Origin of the sequence: Citrobacter sp. MGH100 (assembly GCF_001034465.1) — a bacterium.
Taxonomy (GTDB): Bacteria; Pseudomonadota; Gammaproteobacteria; order Enterobacterales; family Enterobacteriaceae; genus Citrobacter; species Citrobacter youngae.
This window is the reverse complement of the sequence record NZ_KQ089800.1, coordinates 1,375,582-1,395,919: the sequence shown is the minus strand read 5'-3', so window position 1 is coordinate 1,395,919 and position 20,338 is coordinate 1,375,582. Positions and strand designations below refer to the sequence as shown.

Sequence of the window (20,338 nt, the reverse complement as noted above, 5' to 3'; positions counted from 1 at the left end):
TAAACAATTTATTGAAAATAACGTTCGCCCAACCGCACATCATTTTTGGGGATATCAAATACGCGGTAATAGCGAATAAAGACGATGATGGCGGTGATGAATGCCAGCAGAGCAAATGCAAGGTCCAGCAAAATGATGTATTGCAGGCCGATGTTAGAAAGGTATCCGGTGATCAGTGGGATAATAAAGTTGGCTACACCACCCATCATCATATAAACACTGGTGACTTTGGCTTTGCTCTTCGGGAAAAACTCTGACATCACCGAGACACCGAGCTGTAAAATACCGCCAGCAGCAGAAAAGCCAATCAGAAACGAACCTGCGTTACAAACCAGCGGAGAGGGATACAAATAAATGACCGCAGCGGTAATGCTTGCCAGACCAGCGTTAAAAACGTTAGCCCAAATGGGGCGAACCATTTTCTTCAGGAGGGCAGCAAAGATGAATACGCAGACCAGCGATCCCATGCTGTAGTAAGAGATGGTTTTTAGTGCGTCAGTTTCCGCCATGCCAGCAAATGCCATGGCATATTTCGGCATCCAGACCACGATGACATAAAAGGTTGAGAATGCGGCAACCCCAAACAGCACGGAAGCGACACCTTCCAGCCAGACCAGGGGTTTACTGTTCATCTGTGGCAGATCTTTGGCGAGACCCGCGTCCACCATCTGGCTGGGAAAGCGACTTTTTAACAGCATCAGGGTGATGACCACGAACAGTACACCCGGGATGATGACCGCATAGCCGTACCAGACATGGTTGAGCAGCATGGTGCTGACGACGATGGGGTAAATCATCTGGCCAAACGACACCATGGCTTTAACCAGAATAACCGCCGAGCCGGATGCTTTGGGGAAACATTCCATTAACGCCGGATAACCGCCGGTATCCAGCGCTGAATTCGCTACGCCAACGCATACAGCCAGAATAAAGGCAATCATCAGATTGGGGCTGGCGGGAATACCGAAGAAGAACAGCATATATAGAATAACGCCTAACAGAATGATAGCCCGACGACCGAACTTATCTGAGAGAACGCCAAAGAATAAAATACTGACCAGTCGACCAAGACCAATGCCGGAAATTAGATAGGCAATCCCTGCATTATCGGTTGAAAACTTTTCAGCCAGGGAGGTCATGTTTTGCGCCAGTGTGATGACGCTAATACCGTGTAAAAAATAACTTAAATAAATACAGGTTATCGCCAGAAGAAATGGCGTGTTAAAGGTCTTTTTCTGAGACATTTTTTCACAACTCCTTGCGGATTTTAAAATTATTCTGTGCTCGTCGGTGTAGTTTAAATTTCGGCGACCTTGTGATTAATATACCGGGCAGTAGTTATTGTACCTACATAGCATGGCGTTTAAGTTACCAGGTATATTGCATATCAAACTGTGAAACCTAATTCGTCAGACCGACGTTTTGCCGTTATTTTAAAAATACGTCCAATTATTTTGCAGAAGAGGGGAACAATATTGCACCCGCGTTATTGTGCGAGTGGTGCCATGTTTAACTGACGCTTTGCTGCAAGCCGGCTGCGATAACCAATAAACAGTGCCAACAGGAAACCGAACGCAGCGATACCCGCATCAAACCACATGATGTGCGCAATACTGGTTTCGGAGAGCCTGGCGGTAATCAGTGGGATCGTGAAGGTCGCGATACTGCCCGCGCTGTAGTAAATACCGGTAGCTTTACCTTTCGCCTGCGGGAAGCGAGCGGCCATTAGCGTTAGACCGATTTGCACGACGCCTCCGGCTGATGAGAACCCGATGACAAAGGCGAATGTAATCACGACCCAGGTCGTTGGATGCAGGCAAACTGCCAGCAGCGCGACAAAGGAGATAAAGGTGTACAGCATCAACAGAGACGTGGCACGACCCGCTTTTCTCGCCAGGGGAGCAGTAATGAATACGCACAGCAGAGAACCACAGGTGTAAATACTTAACAGCTTGATAGATAACGTATACGGCATACCGGCGACAAACTGACCATACTGTGCCAGCCACTGGCTAACCAGATAAAATGTGGCCATCGAGATATAGCCATACAGGGTGTAACTCCCCAGATCGAGAAGGGAACAACCATGCTTCGGCTGAATAGGTTCCTGTAAAGAGGATGATGGCATGATGGAATGCTTCGGCCCCGGATGTGCAGGGAAGCGGCAGCGAAACAAAAATATGCCGTTGACCGCCATAATTCCCGCCGCCAGCAAGAAAGACCAGCCAAACCAGAGTTCAGCCCACACCAGCAGGCTGATAACCATCGGCAACAGAAACTGGCCGCTGGACACAAAGGCTTTAATCAGGATATTGGCGGTGCCGGGTGAACGGGGGAAGGCTTCCATCAGGCTGGGGTAGGTTCCGGCATCAAGAAAACTGTTTGCCATTCCCGCTAAAAAACCAAAGGCGTAGGCAATCACAATGCTGTGAGTATTGATGATGCCAAAAAAGAAGATGAGGTAGCAGATCATGCCAAAAATGATAAACGGTCTGCGCCCATAGCGATCGGACAGCATGCCTGCAACTAATAAGACGCTTAACCGACCGATACCAAGGGAGGAGATGACAATCGAGACCCCCGCGGCATTGGTTTGCCACTGCTGTTCAAGTGAGGACATATTGAGGGACATCAGAATGACCCCCATACCGTGTACCAGGTAATTAAGGTACAGCCCTATCGCAGTAGAGAAATAGGTGTTTTTCATAATGTGTTACTCGGCGAAGAGGCTAAATGGATGTTGTATTTTGTGTCGCGTAGGGCGTGTTAGCCCAAATAGTATGCAGACTGCGCGTGAGCGAGGGCATAATGTCGGGTGCCCGTGTTGCAACGTAGTGCTGGCGTTATGACCGCCTAACACAAACGCTCGAGGTTGTGTGCATAGAGTTCCACTGCAGCAGATTGGTAGATTTTCCAGTCGAGAAAATTGTCGTGGTTATAAACTGCCTGAAAAGAAACCAGATCGGGGAAAAAACGCATTGTGTTATTACCAATACGATTATTTATTTTTTCGATGATCGCGTTAATTCTTAACTTTCTCTTGGCTTTCATTTCTGCACAAATGCACGCGATGTTTTCCGGGATTTCTTTTTCCCCACTTTCCCATTGTTGCCAGGCAACAATGTCGCCATCACGCGCGATATACGCGGCGCTTTCTTCTACCGTCATAGCAAAAATATGGCGGATAGCCTGCAATTCTAATGCGTTCATTATTTGATCACTTAATAAAAGACGGTGGAATAGTAATAGCATTGTTGTGGATATTTCGGCTTGAAGAGAGTCACAGTATCTTGTGCAATATTATTTGTTATTAATCTGTGAAGTTGGTGCATTTGGCGTGAGAGTGAAATAAAACAATTGGCTAGCTGATGTGATGTAGGCCGTGATGGGACGTGGAAATGCAGGATAAAAAAAAGCCCATCGTGGGAGATGGGCAAAGACTACACACAGCAATTCGTTGTTTCACTCAGGGGATTTCCATGCTTATAAATCAATGTGTTGATCTAAAGCCTTGGGGTAATAGTAGGCATGCTGGTTTTTCACGTCGATCAGATTCATCTCAATAGTTTAAAAACTGTAAAGAATTTGCGACATAAATGAGTATTCCCACAGCGCTGGAGTTGGGTTTGGTTCGGGGAGCCGCGATGTATTTATCAGCAATAGTAAACAATCAGGCGGCAATGTTGCCGCCTGATGCCGGATTACTTATTGCTTTCGATTTCAGCGATTTCTTCGAGAATTTTATCCGGGTCAGTGCCCGGTGCAGGGGCTTCATTGACCCATGCGGAGAACAGGCGCCATGAAACAGCCAGTACCACTGGGCCGATAAACAGACCAATCATACCGAATGCAATCAACCCGCCGATAACCCCGGAAAGAATAAGGATCAACGGCAAATCAGCCCCCATACGGATCAGCATGGGACGAATAACGTTATCCAGTGTTCCGACCACGCCACTCCACACCAACAGCACCGTGCCCCAGGTAGAATCACCTGTCCAGTAAAGCCAGATAATGGCCGGAATCAGCACCGGTAAAGGCCCCAGTTGCACCAGACAGGAGAGGATCATCAACACCGCCAGTAGCGTCGCGTAAGGTACCCCCGTTACCGCCAGACCAATACCGCCGAGGACGGCCTGTACCAGCGCGGTGACGACCACGCCTAATGCAACCGCACGAATGGCCTGTGCTGCCAACAGGATTGCCGCGTCACCGCGTTTTGATGCAAGACGGCAGGCGAAGTGGCGAATGCCTAGCGCCACCTGCTCACCGCGCCAGTACAGCAGGGCGCTGAATAGCAACATCAAGCCACAGTGCATCATAAAGCGGCCAATATGCGCGGCCTGACCAACAAACCAGGTGGTTGTGGTACCGATATAGGGACGAACCTTAGCCATGATAGCCGAACCGCCCATATCCAACAGGCTGTGCCATGCGCCATAGAGTTTGGCACCCACCAGAGGAATACTGTTTAACCACGCCAGATCCGGCAGCGTCATATCACCGGCGGTAACGGCATGAATCAGGGGACCACTGCCATCAACGATGCTGTTGACCAACAGAGCGATAGGAATAATAAATAACAGAACTAACAACAGGGTCATCACCAGCACGGCCAGCGAACGGCGTCCCCACAGCAATTTTTGTATACGTATCAGGATGGGCCAGGTCGCAATGACCACCGTACCTGCCCAGGCAAAACCGAGGATAAAGGGTTGCACAATCCAGAGACAGGCCACAATCATGATGGCTAAAAACAGCACCGATAGCAGCACTTGTGCAATATCCCTGGGCTGACGGAAATTTACCATAAATACTTTTCACCTTTGTCTTTGCGTCAGAACGTTGACGCGACGTGAACACGTTAATCACACTCTATAATGATGAGCAATTTCAGCGGTTTTGAACAGGCGGATTCTGCCTGTAAATCTGCTGAGCGTATTAGAAAAAAATGTGATACAACAAACAAAGCAACACGCAAACGATTAAATTCACAACACAGACCGCAGGAAAGGGTCACTATAATGATTCCACAAATTTCTCAGGCGCCAGGTGTCGTTCAACTGGTGCTCAATTTTTTGCAGGCGCTGGAGCAGCAAGGGTTCACGGGCGATACGGCAACGAGCTATGCCGATCGTCTGACAATGTCGACGGATAACAGTATCTATCAGCTTCTGCCTGATGCCGTGGTTTTCCCTCGTTCGACGGCTGATGTGGCGCTTATTGCCCGCCTGGCGTCAGAACCGCTCTTTTCGTCGTTGATTTTTACCCCTCGCGGCGGCGGCACAGGCACCAACGGGCAGGCGCTTAATCAGGGCATTATTGTTGATATGTCCCGTTACATGAGCCGCATCATTGAAATCAATGTGCAGGAAGGTTGGGTGCGGGTAGAGGCGGGGGTGATAAAAGATCAGCTTAACCAATATCTGAAACCCTACGGCTATTTCTTTGCGCCTGAATTGTCCACCAGTAACCGGGCGACGTTGGGGGGAATGATCAACACCGACGCTTCCGGGCAAGGTTCGCTGGTCTACGGTAAAACCTCCGATCACGTGCTGGGTATTCGCGCGGTATTGATGGGCGGGGATATTCTCGATACCCAGCCGATGCCGGTTGAATTTGCCGAAATGCTCGGTAAAAACAATACGGCGATTGGGCGCATCTATAAGACGGTTTATGAACGGTGTCGTGAGAACCGACAGTTGATCATTGACAAGTTTCCAAAGCTCAATCGCTTTTTAACCGGCTACGACCTGCGGCACGTCTTCAATGATGAGATGACCGAGTTTGATTTAACCCGCATCCTTACGGGGTCCGAAGGTACGCTGGCCTTTATCACCGAAGCCCGCCTTGATATCACGCCGCTGCCTAAAGTTCGGCGACTGGTCAACGTCAAATACGATTCGTTTGACTCTGCATTGCGTAATGCGCCAGTGATGGTGGAAGCGCGCGCGCTGTCGGTCGAAACCGTCGATTCAAAAGTGCTTAATCTGGCGCGTGAAGATATTGTCTGGCACTCCGTCAGCGAATTGATTACCGATGTCCCGGATAAAGAGATGCTCGGGCTGAATATCGTCGAGTTTGCTGGTGACGATGAAGCATTAATTGATTCTCAGGTCAGTGCGCTGTGTGAACGTCTGGACGGGCTAATTGCCCGGCAGGAAGCCGGCGTAATTGGCTGGCAGCTGTGTACCGAACTAGCTGGTGTCGAGCGCATCTACGCCATGCGGAAAAAGGCCGTTGGTCTGCTGGGTAATGCCAAAGGCTCTGCGAAGCCGATTCCGTTTGCCGAAGATACCTGCGTACCGCCGGAACACCTGGCCGACTATATTGCCGAGTTCCGTGCGCTACTCGATAGTCATGGCCTGAGCTATGGCATGTTTGGTCACGTGGATGCCGGGGTGCTGCACGTCAGACCCGCGCTGGATATGTGCGATCCGCAACAAGAAGTGCTGATGAAACGCATCTCTGATGATGTGGTGGCGCTGACGGCCAAATACGGTGGTCTGCTATGGGGCGAACACGGGAAAGGTTTCCGTGCTGAGTACAGTCCGGCATTCTTTGGCGAGGAACTGTATCGCGAACTGCGCAAAGTGAAGTCGGCGTTTGATCCGCAAAACCGGCTCAATCCGGGGAAAATTTGCCCTCCGGAAGCCATCGATGCGCCAATGATGAAAGTGGATGCGGTTAAACGTGGGACTTACGATCGTCAAATCCCGCTGGCCGTTCGACAGGAGTGGCGTGGGGCAATGGAGTGTAACGGCAACGGGTTATGCTTTAACTTCGATGCCAAAAGCCCGATGTGTCCGTCGATGAAAATTAGCCTCAATCGCATTCACTCGCCAAAAGGGCGGGCAACGCTGGTACGGGAATGGTTGCGCCTGTTGGCCGATCGTGGGATCGACCCCGTGAAACTGGAAAAAGAGTTGCCAGAAAAACGTGCCAGTTTACGTACGCTAATCGCCCGAACCCGGAACAGCTGGCATGCACGTAAGGGCGAGTATGATTTCTCGCATGAAGTGAAAGAGGCGATGTCCGGGTGTTTGGCATGTAAAGCCTGTTCTACGCAGTGCCCGATAAAAATTGACGTTCCGGAATTCCGCTCGCGCTTCCTGCAGCTGTATCACACGCGCTATCTGCGCCCGCTTCGCGATCACATGGTCGCCACCGTTGAGAGTTATGCACCGCTGATGGCGCGCGCACCTAAAACGTTCAACTTTTTCATCAATCAACCACTGGTACGTAATCTGGCTAAAAAACACATCGGCATGGTGGATTTGCCGCTGTTGTCTGCACCATCATTACAACGACAGCTGGTCGGGCATCGTTCGGCCAATATGACGCTGGAACAGCTTGAAGCTCTCAGCCAGGAGCAAAAAGCACGTACGGTGCTGGTGGTGCAGGACCCTTTCACCAGCTATTACGATGCACAGGTAGTGGCTGATTTCATCCGACTGGTAGAAAAATTGGGTTTGCAGCCGGTGTTGTTGCCATTCTCGCCTAACGGCAAAGCGCAGCATATAAAGGGCTTTTTAAACCGGTTTGCAAAAACGGCGAAAAAGACCGCTGAATTCCTCAACCGGGTGGCAAAGCTGAATATCCCAATGGTCGGTGTCGATCCGGCGCTGGTGCTATGTTATCGCGATGAATACACGCTGGCGCTCGGCGAGCAGCGCGGTGATTTCCATGTCTTACTGGTCAATGAGTGGTTATCGGCTGTACTGGCGTCACAACCGCCGGTCGCTATCGGTGGCGAACCGTGGTACTTCTTCGGACACTGTACCGAAGTGACCGCTCTGCCGGGAGCGCCTGCGCAGTGGGCCGCGATTTTTGCCCGGTTTGGGGCCAAACTGGAAAACGTCAGCGTGGGGTGCTGCGGGATGGCGGGTACCTATGGTCACGAAGTGAAGAATCATCAGAACTCACTGGGGATCTATGAGTTATCATGGCACCAGGCAATGCAACGATTGCCGCGTAACCGTTGTCTGGCTGCCGGGTATTCATGTCGAAGCCAGGTTAAACGCGTAGAAGGCACAGGCGTTCGCCACCCATTACAGGCATTACTGGAGATTATAGGATGATCTGGAAACGTGAAGTCACACTCGAGGCGCTCAACGCCATGGGTGAAGGAAATATGGTCGGGCTGCTCGATATTCGTTTTGTGCATATCGGCGACAATACTCTGGAAGCCACAATGCCCGTGGATCATCGCACCAAACAACCCTTTGGTTTGCTGCACGGCGGGGCGTCTGTCGTGCTGGCTGAGAGCATTGGCTCGGTGGCTGGATATCTGTGTACGATGGGCACTCAAAAAGTGGTGGGCCTTGAGATTAACGCCAACCACGTTCGTTCTGCACGTGAAGGGCTCGTCAGAGGGGTGTGCAGCCCTGTGCATACCGGTTCACGTCATCAGGTGTGGCAAATCGAGATCTTTGATGAGCAGGGTCGGTTATGCTGCACCTCGCGACTGACGACCGCTATTTTGTGATGCATGTTGAGTTTGGTCATTATCTGCGCAGGTAATGGTGTTATACTGTGCAGGTTCTGAACACAAGCGAGGATGATATGTCTACCCAATTAGACCCGGCCCAACTGGCAATAGAATTTTTACGTCGTGATAAAACCGATCTTTCACCAGCTCAGTACCTGAAAAGATTGAAACAATTAGAGCTGGAGTTTGCCGATTTATTAACGCTCTCTTCGACTGAACTGAAAGAAGAGATCTATTTTGCCTGGCGCCTGGGCGTTCATTGATTCCGGTATGCCTGTCGTAATAAAAACCCCGACACATGTGTTCGGGGTTATTTTTTGCCTTAAACCTTGTTTACCACTTCATCTCACCGGTATTCACTTTCGCACTCAGCTCCAGAGAGCTTTCGTCTGCAAGGCCCGGCCATGCTGCGGTCATTGTTTTTATCACGTAGGCTGAACCTTTTTTCGCGCCCAGCGCCTGCTCAAACGACTGCAAATAATCCTGGGTGAAGTGAATCGCTTTATCACCCGTCGGGCGTTCACCAATATAATGACCGGGAATCACCTGAGTGGGATGTAATTGCTGCATTTCACTCAGCACGTTTCGCCATGCCGTGCGCTCTGCCGATGACTGCGTGTCCGCTGCCCAGACGTGAATACCTGAAGCGATACCGGTTCCGCCAATGATGGCGCGGTTCGCCGGGATCCAGACATACGCCGCATAGTCATTAGGATGGCGTAATTCCAGCGTTTCGCCATCAACCGTAAAGCGTGTTTGCGTGGTGGCCTGCGGTACAGTGAGCGATGTTGGCGCGCCATCTTTCATCTGTGGGCCCCAGAACTGTAATTTGGCTTCTTTGGTGGCACGAATATGATCCACCACGTGCGGCGTAGCCAACACTTTTACACCGGGGAAGGCTTTGACAAGTGGCTCAAGGCCAAAGTAGAAATCCGGATCGCCAGACGTGATCACAATGGCTTTCAGCGTCTTACCGCTGGTGCGAATCAGTTGCACCAGTTTTTCACTGTCTTTGGTGCTGAATTGGGCATCAAACAAAATCGCTTCTTTCGGGCCGGACACCAGCGTAGAAGAGACCGGGAAAATAGCCTTTTCCTGCGGATTGTAGACATCCAACTGTAGTGGAGCGGCAAATGCCGAAGAGGCAAACAGGGGTAACAGCATAGCCAGTGTATTGATTTTCATAACGGGGAACCTTGTGCAGGACATTGTCTTTTGATCGTTCCCGTATTTTAAGGAAATTCGGATCTGTTAGAATTCCCATATCAGGACATGCTGAGTTTCATAAAACGATCGGATGGGATGCAATGGACAGAGTCATGGCGGCAACAGTTTTTAACCATATCTGTGATTTAGGCAGTTTGAGTGCCGCCGCGCGCGCGCTGGGGCTTTCCCGGCCGATGGTCAGTCGCTATCTGGATGAGATGGAAAAGTGGACCGGGGCGCGGCTTATCCATCGTTCGTCACGGCGCTTGACAATCACGCCTGCCGGTGAAGAGGCATTGGTGAAAACCCGCACCCTGGCACAGCTTTCGCGAGATATCGGTGCCGCCGGGCTCGCGCAAACTCCATCGGGCACGCTACGTGTGGCGTGTGCACATTTTACCGCCATACATATTCTGGCGCCGGTGCTGCCCGCGTTTCTTGCTCGCTATCCTGACCTCCGCATTGAAGTTGAGATCAACAATCAACCGGTAAGCCTGGTTGGAGAGCGTATCGATGTGGCGATCCGCATCACGGAAAACCCCGAACCCGGAACGATTGCCCGGCGCTTAGGGGATTGTGAATCGGTGTTATGTGCCTCCGTGGATTATCTTAACCAGCATGGCATCCCAAAAAACGTCGACGATCTTGCGCAGCATAATTGCCTTTATTACAGCGGATTCGCCGGAAAGTCATGGCATTTTCTGGATGCGCAAGGGCAAGCTGTCACTGTGGCCATTAAAGGTAATTTAAGCGCCGGTATCTCGTCACTGCTATGTGAATCCGCCCTGGCGGGGATGGGGATTGCGTTGGTACCTGAGCAGGAGGCGAGAGAAGGGCTGGCGCAGGGGAGATTAATACGACTTCTACCCCAACTACAGCCTAAACGCCTGCCGATTTATGGTTTATATCTTTCCCGCGATCACCAGCCTGCGGGGTTGCGACTGTTGCTGGACGCACTGAATGAGACACAGTGCTAACTATGTGATTGAGTGTGTTTATCAAATAGTCAAAGCGCAATTTGTGTTAAAAAAAATTTATCAGTGTATGAGATTCTTCTGATCGCCCCTTCAAGAGCTAAGCCATTGTGAGTGCCGGAGATAAGCGCCGGATGGGGCCGGAACCCTTAAGCCTGCCAGCAAGCAGACTTAAGGGTTTTTTATGGCCCACATGCGCTTTGGGCCGTATTGCTCCCCCGTAGTCATCCCCACCTATCCCTTAAATAGACATTATCTATACATCTTTTAGCATTTGACCTGCCGGAACGATTACACATTCATAATCTATTATTAATCAATGTATTGAATAAAAAAATCCATCCCTGTTAACCCTCGCCGCAGGGTCTATGCTTAATAAAAGTCGTCAAAAAGGGCGGTTAACCCGAATGCCCCTGCTGTTGAGGGGTTGAAGTGATAATCATTATCACTAACATGGTGTTATAGCTTAAAAGCTAGTGACTCGAGGTAACCCTATGGAATTGCATTCAGGAACATTTAATCCCAACGATTTTGCGTGGCGCGGGCTGACGTTAACGCCAGCGGCAGCGGCGCATATCCGTGAACTGGTGGCAAGGCAACCCGATATGTTGGGTGTGCGGTTAGGCGTGAAACAAACCGGGTGCGCGGGATTTGGCTATGTGCTGGACACCGTCAAGCAACCTGAGAAAGACGATCTGCTCTTTGAAACAGAGGGCGCCAGACTTTATGTCCCGTTACAGGCGATGCCGTTTATCGATGGAACTGAAGTCGATTTCGTGCGTGAAGGATTAAATCAGTTATTTAAATTTCATAACCCGAAAGCCCAGAACGAATGTGGCTGTGGCGAAAGCTTTGGGGTATAGGCGGTACTATGTCTCGTAATACTGAAGCAACTGACGATGTCAACACCTGGGCTGGCGGGCACCTCAATTACAAAGAGGGGTTCTTTACCCAACTCAAAACCGATGAGCTGGCCAAAGGGATCAACGAAGAGGTCGTGCGCGCGATTTCGGCAAAACGAAATGAACCCGACTGGATGCTGGAATTCCGTCTGAATGCGTTTAACGCGTGGCTGACGATGGAAGAACCACACTGGCTAAAAGCGCACTATGACAAACTGAACTACCAGGATTACAGCTATTACTCTGCACCTTCTTGCGGTAATTGTGATGAAACCTGCGCCTCTGAACCGGGAGCGGTGCAACAAACGGGCGCGAATGCATTTTTAAGCAAAGAGGTTGAGGACGCGTTCGAGCAGCTTGGCGTACCGGTCCGTGAAGGCAAAGAGGTGGCGGTGGATGCCATTTTCGATTCGGTGTCAGTCGCAACGACCTACCGCGATAAGCTGGCGGAACAGGGTGTTATTTTCTGCTCGTTCGGCGAAGCCATCCACGATCATCCTGAACTGGTAAAAAAATACCTCGGTACCGTCGTCCCGGGGAATGACAATTTCTTTGCCGCGCTGAATGCGGCGGTAGCATCAGACGGCACGTTTATTTATGTGCCGAAAGGCGTGCGTTGCCCAATGGAACTGTCGACCTATTTCCGTATCAATGCAGAAAAAACCGGACAGTTTGAACGCACGATTCTGGTGGCGGATGAGGGGAGTTACGTCAGCTATATCGAAGGTTGTTCGGCACCGGTGCGTGACAGTTACCAACTGCATGCGGCGGTGGTTGAGGTGATCATCCATAAAGATGCTGAGGTGAAGTATTCAACGGTACAAAACTGGTTCCCCGGCGATGGCAATACCGGCGGCATCCTGAATTTCGTGACCAAACGTGCGCTATGTGAAGGCGAAAACAGCAAAATGTCATGGACGCAGTCAGAGACCGGTTCTGCCATTACCTGGAAGTACCCGAGCTGCATTTTGCGTGGTGATAATTCGATCGGCGAATTCTACTCCGTTGCGCTGACCAGCGGTCATCAGCAGGCCGATACCGGCACCAAAATGATCCACATTGGCAAGAACACGAAATCGACCATTATCTCGAAAGGGATTTCTGCCGGACATAGCCAGAACAGCTACCGCGGCTTAGTGAAAATTATGCCTACCGCCACTAACGCCCGCAACTATACCCAATGTGATTCGATGCTGATCGGGGCGGACTGTGGGGCGCATACCTTCCCGTATGTGGAGTGCCGTAACAACAGCGCTCAGCTTGAACATGAAGCGACGACCTCGCGCATTGGCGAAGACCAGCTGTTTTACTGCCTGCAACGTGGCATCAGCGAAGAAGATGCTATCTCGATGATCGTCAATGGTTTCTGTAAAGACGTGTTCTCTGAGCTGCCGCTGGAATTTGCTGTGGAAGCGCAAAAACTTCTCGCCATAAGTCTTGAACACAGCGTCGGCTAAAATTTAAGGAAAGCACATGTTAACCATTAAAGATTTACAGGTCAGTGTGGAAGATAAGGCGATACTGCGTGGGCTGAGTCTTGAGATTCGCCCCGGAGAAGTCCACGCCATTATGGGGCCGAACGGTTCCGGGAAAAGCACGTTGTCTGCGACACTCGCCGGACGAGAAGATTATGCAGTCACTGGCGGGACGGTAGAATTCAACGGTAAGGATTTACTGGAACTGTCACCGGAAGACCGTGCCGGTGAAGGCATCTTTATGGCATTTCAGTATCCGGTAGAAATCCCCGGCGTCAGTAATCAGTTTTTCCTGCAAACGGCACTGAATGCTGTGCGCAGCTACCGTGGCGAAGAGTCGCTGGACAGGTTTGACTTCCAGGATCTGATGGAAGAAAAAATTGCGTTGCTGAAGATGCCGGAAGATTTGCTCACCCGTTCGGTCAACGTGGGCTTCTCCGGCGGAGAGAAAAAGCGTAATGACATTTTGCAAATGGCGGTACTGGAGCCTCAGTTGTGCATTCTGGATGAGTCGGACTCCGGGCTGGATATCGATGCGCTGAAAATCGTCGCAGACGGCGTGAACTCGCTACGCGACGGGCAACGCTCATTTATTATCGTCACCCACTACCAGCGAATCCTCGACTATATCAAACCCGATTACGTCCACGTTCTCTACCAGGGGCGCATTGTGAAGTCCGGTGATTTTACGTTGGTTAAACAGCTGGAGGAGCAAGGGTATGGCTGGCTTAGTGAACAGCAGTAATGTGCTCCAGCAGTGGCATCATCTGTTTGAAGCGCAGGGTGAGCGTCGCTCACAGCATGCGCAACAACACCTGCAACAGATGTTGCGGCTGGGGTTGCCGACGCGTAAACATGAGGACTGGAAATACACGCCGCTGGAAGGGTTAACCAACAGCCAGTTTGTCAGTGATGTTGCTGAGATAACGTCAGCCCAGTGTGAAGCGTTGGCACCGACTATTGATGCCATACGACTGGTATTTGTCGACGGGCAATTCTCTCCAACGCTGAGCGACAGCACAGAAGGTAGCGGTTTTGACATTACCGTTGATGATGCGCGTCAGGCGCTCCCTGCGGCTATCCAGCCAGAGGTGTTCCTGCATCTGACCGAAAGCCTCTCACGCAGCGTCACGCACATTCAGGTCAAACGATATCAACGTCCAGCGAAACCGCTGCTGTTGATGCACATCACCCAGGGGCTGGCAGGTGATGAGGTGAATACCGCGCACTATCGTCACCATCTTGAACTGGCCGAAGGTGCAGAGGCTACCGTCATTGAGCACTATGTTAGCCTGAATGCGCATCGACATTTTACCGGTGCACGCTTAACGATGAACGTGGCGGCAAATGCCCATTTTCACCATATCAAACTGGCGTTTGAGAATCCGGTTAGCCACCATTTCGCGCATAACGATATCCAGTTAGGGGCAGATGCGACGGCGGTGAGCTACAGCTTCTTACTCGGTGGTGCGGTATTACGCCATAACACCAGTACCCAGCTTAATGGGGAGAACAGCACACTGCGCCTTAACAGCCTGGCGATGCCGGTGAAAAATGAAGTCTGCGATACCCGAACCTGGCTTGAACACAATAAGGGGTATTGCAACAGCCGCCAGTTACATAAAACGATTGTCAGCGATAAAGGCCGGGCGGTGTTTAATGGCCTGATTAACGTGGCGCAGCATGCCATTAAAACCGATGGTCAGATGACCAACAATAATTTGCTGCTCGGTAAACTGGCGGAAGTGGATACCAGGCCGCAACTGGAAATCTACGCTGATGACGTGAAATGCAGCCACGGGGCGACGGTAGGGCGGATCGACGATGAACAGATGTTCTATCTGCGTTCGCGTGGGATTGGCCAGCAGGATGCCCAACAGATGATTCTCTACGCGTTTGCCGCTGAACTGACGGAAGCTCTGAGCGATGAAACGCTGAAACAACAGGTACTGGCGCGGATAGCCCAACGTCTGCCGGGAGGCGTAGCATGACATTTCCCATTGAAAAAGTACGGGCCGATTTTCCGGTCCTGACGCGTGAGGTCAACGGCTTACCGCTGGCTTACCTCGACAGTGCTGCCAGTGCGCAAAAGCCCAACCAGGTGATTGATGCCGAGGCAGAGTTTTATCGGCATGGCTATGCGGCTGTCCATCGGGGGATTCATACGCTCAGCGCTCAGGCAACGGAAAAAATGGAGAATGTCCGTAAGCTGGCGTCATTGTTTATTAACGCGCGTTCAGCCGAAGAGCTGGTGTTTGTCCGCGGTACGACGGAGGGCATCAACCTGGTGGCGAACAGCTGGGGCAATAGCAATGTTCGGGCGGGTGATAACATCATCATCAGTGAAATGGAACACCACGCCAATATTGTCCCCTGGCAGATGCTGTGCGCCCGTGTAGGTGCGGAACTGCGTGTTATCCCACTGAATGCCGACGGGACGTTGCAACTGGAAACGCTATCGACGCTGTTTGATGACCGTACGCAACTGTTGGCCATTACCCACGTATCTAATGTGCTGGGCACTGAAAATCCGCTGCCGGAGATGATCGCGCTGGCGCATCAGTACGGCGCAAAAGTGCTGGTAGACGGCGCGCAGGCGGTCATGCACCACCCGGTGGACGTGCAGGCGCTGGATTGCGACTTTTATGTCTTCTCCGGACATAAGCTGTATGGACCCACCGGCATTGGCGTGTTGTATGCCAGAGAGTCGCTGCTGCAGGAAATGCCACCGTGGGAAGGCGGTGGCTCGATGATAGCAACCGTCAGTCTGAGCCAGGGAACGACGTGGGCTAAAGCCCCCTGGCGGTTTGAAGCCGGAACGCCGAACACCGGAGGGATTATCGGTCTGGGAGCGGCCATTGAATATGTTAGCGCGTTGGGTCTTAGTGAAATCAGCGAATATGAACAGTTCATGATGCGCTATGCGCTGGAGCAACTGGCGGAGGTACCTGATCTGACGCTCTACGGCCCGGAAAACCGTCTGGGCGTGATTGCGTTTAACCTCGGCAAACATCACGCGTATGACGTCGGTAGCTTTCTTGATAACTATGGAATTGCAGTGCGGACTGGGCATCACTGCGCTATGCCATTGATGGCTTATTATCACGTTCCCGCGATGTGCCGGGCTTCCATTGCCATGTATAACACCCATGAAGAAGTGGATCGCCTGGTAACGGGCCTCAAGCGTATTCATCACTTGCTGGGATAACAGGGAGGCATTATGGCTGCGCTACCGGATAAAGAAAAACTGTTGCGTAATTTTCTGCGTTGCGCTAATTGGGAAGAGAAATACCTGTACATCATTGAACTGGGTCAGCGCCTGCCGGAATTAACTGCCGACGATCGCTGCCCGGAAAATAGCATTCAGGGATGTCAAAGTCAGGTATGGATTGTTATGCGGCAGAATGCTGAAGGTATTATTGAATTACAGGGCGACAGTGATGCGGCAATTGTGAAAGGACTTATCGCCGTCGTCTTCATTTTGTATGACCGGATGACGGCTCAGGATATTGTGAATTTTGATGTGCGTCCGTGGTTCGAAAAAATGGCGCTCGCACAGCATCTCACACCTTCACGTTCACAGGGACTGGAAGCGATGATACGGGCGATCCGCACCAAAGCCGCAACTCTTAGCTAAACTGATAAAACACGTCATCTTTCAGGCTGACTGGAATGATTCCGTGCAAGGCATCGCAATGACTCGTAGGCCGGATCGGACGTTTGCCGTCATCCGGCAACAACGCCAGGGGGGTGAGTGAGTATGAAACGCGCGTCTGTTATTACGTTAATGCTGATCGGCGCCTACAGCGCTATTCAGGCCGCCTGGGCGGTCGATTATCCTTTGCCACAGGCTAACAGCCGTCTTGTCGGGCAAAATCAAACCTACACCGTGCAGGAAGGCGATAAAAACCTACAGGCGATTGCCCGTAAGTTTGATACCGCCGCAATGCTGATCCTTGAAGCCAATAATACTATTGCCCCCGTCCCTAAACCCGGAACGCTGATCACTATTCCCTCGCAATTATTGCTGCCAGATGCGCCACGCGAAGGCATTATTGTGAATCTGGCGGAACTGCGTCTGTATTACTTCCCGCCGGGAGAGAATAGTGTTCAGGTATTCCCGATTGGTATCGGTTTGCAGGGGCTGGAAACGCCGGTAATGGAAACGCGGGTTGGTCAGAAAATCCCCAATCCGACCTGGACCCCTACTCCGGGCATCCGTAAACGCTCTCTGGAGCGCGGCATAACATTACCGCCGGTAGTGCCTGCGGGGCCAAATAATCCGTTAGGGCGCTTTGCACTGCGTCTGGCGCATGGAAACGGTGAATACCTGATCCATGGCACCAGCGCGCCGGACAGCGTGGGCTTGCGTGTGAGTTCCGGCTGTATTCGCATGAATGCACCGGACATCAAAGCGTTGTTCGAGCAGGTGCGGCCAGGTACGCCTGTCAGAGTGATCAACGAGCCGATAAAGTACGCCGTCGAGCCAAATGGTATGCGCTATGTTGAGGTGCACAGGCCATTGTCACCGGAAGAGGAACAAAACGTCCAGACTATGCCGTATGTGCTACCAGCAGGCTTTACCCAGTTTAAAGACAATAAAGCGGTGGATAACAGTCTGGTGGAAAGGGCGTTGTATCGTCGTGCAGGTTATCCGGTCACCGTCACTGTCGGGCAAGCATCGGTCGCGAGCAATGGGCCAGAAGTGAAGTCTGCGCAAAATGGTGTGCCGGGAGAAGATGCTGAGGTGCGCGCTACGCAATAACAGGGAAGGGGAATTCAGAGCAAAAAAAATGGCGCACAATGTGCGCCATTTTTATTACACAGATACTATTACTTGCGGTATTTAGTAGCTGCGTTGTCCAGACGCTGGTTAGCGCGAGCTGCGTCATCTTTAGCAGCCTGAACGTCGGAACGCATTGCGTTCACGTCGTTGCTCAGCTGGTCAACTTTAGCGTTCAGAGTCTGAACGTCAGAAGACAGCTGATCGATTTTAGCGTTGCTGGAGCAACCTGCCAGCAGAGTAGAACCCAGGATTACCGCGCCCAGTACCAGTTTAGTACGATTCATTATTAATACCCTCTAGATTGAGTTAATCTCCATGTAGCGTTACAAGTATTACACAAAGTTTTTTATGTTGAGAATATTTTTTTGATGGGAATGCACTTATTTTTGATCGTTCGCTCAAAGAAGCATCGAATTGTGCAAAAACAGCTAAAAACTCGTGAGAAAACAGAAAGCTTCCATCGGATTCATCTTAGATAATCTCGGATTGGATAGTGAAATCCGATTTGATTTTTTATTAATCGTGGCTATCAAGAAAATAAAAAAGCGCCGCAAGGGCGCTTTTTAAGCAAATTAATTCGCGATGGAATTATTACAGCACGTGAACAGATGCCGTATTGGTGGTGCCGCTCGGAACCAGCGCACCGGAAACCATCACCACAACGTCACCTTTCTGTGCCAGACCGCTTTCCAGAGCAACTTCTTTACCCAGGCGATAGAAATCATCGGTAGAGCTGATTTCTTTAACCACCTGTGCAACAACGCCTTTGCTCAGCACCAGCTGACGCGCGGTAGTTTCGTTGGTGGTCAGCGCCAGGATGGTGGCATCCGGGAAGTATTTACGTACTGCGCGAGCAGATTTACCGCCCTGGGTTGCGACGACGATCAGCGGAGCATCCAGTTTTTCTGCAGTTTCAACCGCGCCACGGCAAACGGCTTCGGTGATGCGCAGTTTGCGGCTGTCGTTGTTGAAGTCCAGACGGCTGGTCATCACGCGGTCAGTACGCTCACAGATGGTCGCCATGATGGTAACGGCTTCCAGCGGGTATTTACCTTTTGCAGACTCACCAGACAGCATGACTGCGTCGGTACCGTCGAGGATGGCGTTAGCAACGTCACCAGCTTCTGCACGGGTCGGACGCGGGTTTTTGATCATGGAGTCCAGCATCTGGGTCGCAGTGATAACGACTTTACGTGCGCGGATACATTTTTCGATGATCATTTTCTGCGCGAAGATAACTTCTTCAACCGGGATCTCAACGCCCATATCGCCACGAGCAACCATGATGCCGTCAGACGCTTCGAGGATTTCGTCGAAGTTGTTCAGGCCTTCCTGGTTTTCGATTTTGGAGATGATCTGGATGTTTTCGCCGCCGTGCGCTTTCAGGTGCTCGCGGATTTCAACGACGTCAGAACGTTTACGGATAAAGGAGGCTGCAACGAAGTCAACGCCTTGTTCGCAACCGAAGATCAGGTCTTGTTTGTCTTTTTCAGCCAGTGCTGGCAGGGCAATGGAAACGCCCGGCAGGTTAACGCCTTTGTTTTCGCCCAGGTCGCCGTTGTTCAGCACTTTACAAATAACTTTGTTACCTTCGATAGCGGTAACTTCCATGCCGATCAAACCATCGTCGACCAGAACGGTGTTACCGACGGACAGGTCTTTAGTGAAGCCTTCATAGGTAACAGCAACGATTTCATTGTTGCCCACAACAGATTTGTCGGTAGTGAAAGTGAAGGTCTGGCCCGCTTTCAGAGAAACGTCGTTGCCGCCTTCCAGCTTAATGGTACGGATTTCCGGACCTTTGGTGTCGAGCAGAATAGCGGCTTTTTTACCGGTTTTGCTCATGACGTTGCGCAAATTCTTGATGCGCTGACCGTGTTCTGCGTAATCACCGTGGGAGAAGTTCAGACGCATGACGTTCATGCCCGCGTCCAGCATTTTGGTTAACATCTCTTCGGATTCGGTTTTCGGACCGATGGTGCAAACAATTTTCGTCTTTTTCATGACAGTCTTAGTCTTTAAGTTGAGAAGGATATGGAAATCTGGCTTCCATCGCGCACGGATGGAAAGCTAAACCTGAGTTACGAAAGTTGTGATGCCTCGCTCTAAGAATAGGTGACATCGATAAAGCGTGCAGAGGAATGTGTGCTTGCGTTTCAGCCCAACGGGATGGTGAGTTTTGTAGTCGTTGAGTTTTACAGGTCAATGTGCTGAAACCATTCAAGAGACAATTGGCGCGCATTATACGCTGAAAATTATCAAAAAGGAAAATGGAAACAGCGTTTCAAAAGAGTTCTGTGCAGTTTCACAAGAAATATTCACTAATTTGTTCATAGGTATGGATAAAGAGGTTATCCACCGTCGAGGTTTGTTGCGCAACAACCTGCATTTGTCCTCTCAGATGAGGGTTATCCTGTCATCCCGGCTCGAATGTCTTCATATTTCTAAAAGTTATATCAAATTCTTTTTAATTCATTTTAAAAGTCAATCTCGCTGATTACACT

The 20,338-nt window shown here is 50.9% G+C and carries 19 protein-coding genes and 1 other RNA gene; 11 read left to right on the top strand and 9 right to left on the bottom strand.

Going from position 1 to position 20,338, the window contains the following annotated elements:
- Positions 1–8 precede the first annotated feature (8 nt).
- The 5 genes from SK32_RS06635 to ydiK all read right to left on the bottom strand — a co-directional run bounded on the left by SK32_RS06635 (position 9) and on the right by ydiK (position 4,811).
- On the bottom strand, positions 9–1,244 hold the full coding sequence (locus SK32_RS06635; RefSeq protein ID WP_048211849.1) for an MFS transporter: 1,236 nt from the start codon (positions 1,242–1,244) through the stop codon (positions 9–11).
- A 242-nt stretch (positions 1,245–1,486) separates the two neighbouring features.
- Positions 1,487–2,707 (bottom strand): MFS transporter, encoded by a 1,221-nt coding sequence (locus SK32_RS06630; protein WP_048211848.1) that lies wholly within the window; start codon positions 2,705–2,707, stop codon positions 1,487–1,489.
- Positions 2,708–2,853: 146 nt separating this feature from the next.
- On the bottom strand, positions 2,854–3,210 hold the full coding sequence (locus SK32_RS06625; protein WP_048211847.1) for a YdiL family protein: 357 nt from the start codon (positions 3,208–3,210) through the stop codon (positions 2,854–2,856).
- A gap of 195 nt (positions 3,211–3,405) precedes the next feature.
- Positions 3,406–3,513, bottom strand: an RNA gene (rprA, locus tag SK32_RS24480) — antisense sRNA RprA.
- A 188-nt stretch (positions 3,514–3,701) separates the two neighbouring features.
- Positions 3,702–4,811: an AI-2E family transporter YdiK gene (gene ydiK / locus SK32_RS06620; RefSeq protein WP_048211846.1), complete on the bottom strand. Its 1,110-nt coding sequence runs from the start codon at positions 4,809–4,811 to the stop codon at positions 3,702–3,704.
- A 213-nt stretch (positions 4,812–5,024) separates the two neighbouring features.
- On the opposite strand from ydiK, the gene ydiJ reads away from it, so the two are divergent.
- From ydiJ to SK32_RS06605, 3 genes are all read left to right on the top strand, one after another.
- Entirely contained in the window at positions 5,025–8,081 is a 3,057-nt protein-coding gene (gene ydiJ / locus SK32_RS06615; RefSeq protein WP_048211845.1) for a D-2-hydroxyglutarate dehydrogenase YdiJ, read from the top strand.
- Positions 8,078–8,488 (top strand): 1,4-dihydroxy-2-naphthoyl-CoA hydrolase, encoded by a 411-nt coding sequence (gene menI, locus SK32_RS06610; RefSeq protein ID WP_005120251.1) that lies wholly within the window; start codon positions 8,078–8,080, stop codon positions 8,486–8,488. Before ydiJ ends, menI begins: the two co-directional genes overlap by 4 nt.
- Positions 8,489–8,565: 77 nt before the next feature.
- Positions 8,566–8,754: a YdiH family protein gene (locus tag SK32_RS06605; RefSeq protein ID WP_005120249.1), complete on the top strand. Its 189-nt coding sequence runs from the start codon at positions 8,566–8,568 to the stop codon at positions 8,752–8,754.
- Between the two features lie 70 nt (positions 8,755–8,824).
- Here SK32_RS06605 and SK32_RS06600 read toward each other — a convergent pair whose 3' ends face one another.
- Positions 8,825–9,676 (bottom strand): Vmh family MBL fold metallo-hydrolase, encoded by an 852-nt coding sequence (locus SK32_RS06600; protein WP_048211844.1) that lies wholly within the window; start codon positions 9,674–9,676, stop codon positions 8,825–8,827.
- 122 nt (positions 9,677–9,798) lie between these two features.
- Here SK32_RS06600 and SK32_RS06595 point away from each other — a divergent pair, with 122 nt between their 5' ends.
- The 8 genes from SK32_RS06595 (at position 9,799) to ldtE (ending at position 17,813) form a co-directional block, all read left to right on the top strand.
- A complete protein-coding gene (locus SK32_RS06595) occupies positions 9,799–10,674 on the top strand; it encodes a LysR family transcriptional regulator (RefSeq protein ID WP_048211843.1) in 876 nt (291 codons plus the stop codon).
- A 491-nt stretch (positions 10,675–11,165) separates the two neighbouring features.
- A complete protein-coding gene (gene sufA / locus SK32_RS06590; RefSeq protein ID WP_005120243.1) occupies positions 11,166–11,534 on the top strand; it encodes a Fe-S cluster assembly scaffold SufA in 369 nt (122 codons plus the stop codon).
- A gap of 8 nt (positions 11,535–11,542) precedes the next feature.
- Positions 11,543–13,030 (top strand): Fe-S cluster assembly protein SufB, encoded by a 1,488-nt coding sequence (sufB, locus tag SK32_RS06585; protein ID WP_048211842.1) that lies wholly within the window; start codon positions 11,543–11,545, stop codon positions 13,028–13,030.
- Between the two features lie 16 nt (positions 13,031–13,046).
- Positions 13,047–13,793 carry a Fe-S cluster assembly ATPase SufC gene (gene sufC, locus SK32_RS06580; protein WP_048211841.1) on the top strand — a complete coding sequence of 249 codons (747 nt, stop codon included), beginning with the start codon at positions 13,047–13,049 and terminating at the stop codon, positions 13,791–13,793.
- The gene (sufD, locus tag SK32_RS06575; RefSeq protein ID WP_048211840.1) at positions 13,768–15,039 is read left to right on the top strand and encodes a Fe-S cluster assembly protein SufD; all 1,272 of its coding nucleotides are present in this window, start codon (positions 13,768–13,770) and stop codon (positions 15,037–15,039) included. Before sufC ends, sufD begins: the two co-directional genes overlap by 26 nt.
- Positions 15,036–16,256: a cysteine desulfurase SufS gene (gene sufS, locus SK32_RS06570; RefSeq protein WP_048211839.1), complete on the top strand. Its 1,221-nt coding sequence runs from the start codon at positions 15,036–15,038 to the stop codon at positions 16,254–16,256. The genes sufD and sufS overlap by 4 nt, the downstream gene beginning before the upstream one ends.
- Before the next feature lie 12 nt (positions 16,257–16,268).
- Positions 16,269–16,685 (top strand): cysteine desulfuration protein SufE, encoded by a 417-nt coding sequence (gene sufE / locus SK32_RS06565; RefSeq protein ID WP_048211838.1) that lies wholly within the window; start codon positions 16,269–16,271, stop codon positions 16,683–16,685.
- Between the two features lie 123 nt (positions 16,686–16,808).
- On the top strand, positions 16,809–17,813 hold the full coding sequence (ldtE, locus tag SK32_RS06560; RefSeq protein ID WP_048211837.1) for a L,D-transpeptidase LdtE: 1,005 nt from the start codon (positions 16,809–16,811) through the stop codon (positions 17,811–17,813).
- Between the two features lie 68 nt (positions 17,814–17,881).
- On the opposite strand, the gene lpp is transcribed toward ldtE, so the two are convergent.
- The 3 genes from lpp to ynhH all read right to left on the bottom strand — a co-directional run bounded on the left by lpp (position 17,882) and on the right by ynhH (position 20,040).
- Entirely contained in the window at positions 17,882–18,118 is a 237-nt protein-coding gene (gene lpp / locus SK32_RS06555; RefSeq protein ID WP_003029373.1) for a murein lipoprotein Lpp, read from the bottom strand.
- A gap of 307 nt (positions 18,119–18,425) precedes the next feature.
- A complete protein-coding gene (pykF, locus tag SK32_RS06550; protein WP_003029366.1) occupies positions 18,426–19,838 on the bottom strand; it encodes a pyruvate kinase PykF in 1,413 nt (470 codons plus the stop codon).
- Positions 19,839–19,845: 7 nt separating this feature from the next.
- Complete coding sequence (gene ynhH / locus SK32_RS26590) at positions 19,846–20,040, bottom strand: protein YnhH (protein ID WP_245163452.1); 195 nt, start codon at positions 20,038–20,040, stop codon at positions 19,846–19,848.
- Positions 20,041–20,338: the final 298 nt, after the last annotated feature.

Bases quoted from the DNA above. Each gene is read 5' to 3' on its own strand.
- SK32_RS06635 (WP_048211849.1), bottom strand. From the start codon at position 1,244: ATGTCTCAGAAAAAGACCTTTAACACGCCATTTCTTCTGGCGATAACC.
- SK32_RS06630 (WP_048211848.1), bottom strand. From the start codon at position 2,707: ATGAAAAACACCTATTTCTCTACTGCGATAGGGCTGTACCTTAATTAC.
- SK32_RS06625 (WP_048211847.1), bottom strand. From the start codon at position 3,210: ATGAACGCATTAGAATTGCAGGCTATCCGCCATATTTTTGCTATGACG.
- ydiK (WP_048211846.1), bottom strand. From the start codon at position 4,811: ATGGTAAATTTCCGTCAGCCCAGGGATATTGCACAAGTGCTGCTATCG.
- ydiJ (WP_048211845.1), top strand. From the start codon at position 5,025: ATGATTCCACAAATTTCTCAGGCGCCAGGTGTCGTTCAACTGGTGCTC.
- menI (WP_005120251.1), top strand. From the start codon at position 8,078: ATGATCTGGAAACGTGAAGTCACACTCGAGGCGCTCAACGCCATGGGT.
- SK32_RS06605 (WP_005120249.1), top strand. From the start codon at position 8,566: ATGTCTACCCAATTAGACCCGGCCCAACTGGCAATAGAATTTTTACGT.
- SK32_RS06600 (WP_048211844.1), bottom strand. From the start codon at position 9,676: ATGAAAATCAATACACTGGCTATGCTGTTACCCCTGTTTGCCTCTTCG.
- SK32_RS06595 (WP_048211843.1), top strand. From the start codon at position 9,799: ATGGACAGAGTCATGGCGGCAACAGTTTTTAACCATATCTGTGATTTA.
- sufA (WP_005120243.1), top strand. From the start codon at position 11,166: ATGGAATTGCATTCAGGAACATTTAATCCCAACGATTTTGCGTGGCGC.
- sufB (WP_048211842.1), top strand. From the start codon at position 11,543: ATGTCTCGTAATACTGAAGCAACTGACGATGTCAACACCTGGGCTGGC.
- sufC (WP_048211841.1), top strand. From the start codon at position 13,047: ATGTTAACCATTAAAGATTTACAGGTCAGTGTGGAAGATAAGGCGATA.
- sufD (WP_048211840.1), top strand. From the start codon at position 13,768: ATGGCTGGCTTAGTGAACAGCAGTAATGTGCTCCAGCAGTGGCATCAT.
- sufS (WP_048211839.1), top strand. From the start codon at position 15,036: ATGACATTTCCCATTGAAAAAGTACGGGCCGATTTTCCGGTCCTGACG.
- sufE (WP_048211838.1), top strand. From the start codon at position 16,269: ATGGCTGCGCTACCGGATAAAGAAAAACTGTTGCGTAATTTTCTGCGT.
- ldtE (WP_048211837.1), top strand. From the start codon at position 16,809: ATGAAACGCGCGTCTGTTATTACGTTAATGCTGATCGGCGCCTACAGC.
- lpp (WP_003029373.1), bottom strand. From the start codon at position 18,118: ATGAATCGTACTAAACTGGTACTGGGCGCGGTAATCCTGGGTTCTACT.
- pykF (WP_003029366.1), bottom strand. From the start codon at position 19,838: ATGAAAAAGACGAAAATTGTTTGCACCATCGGTCCGAAAACCGAATCC.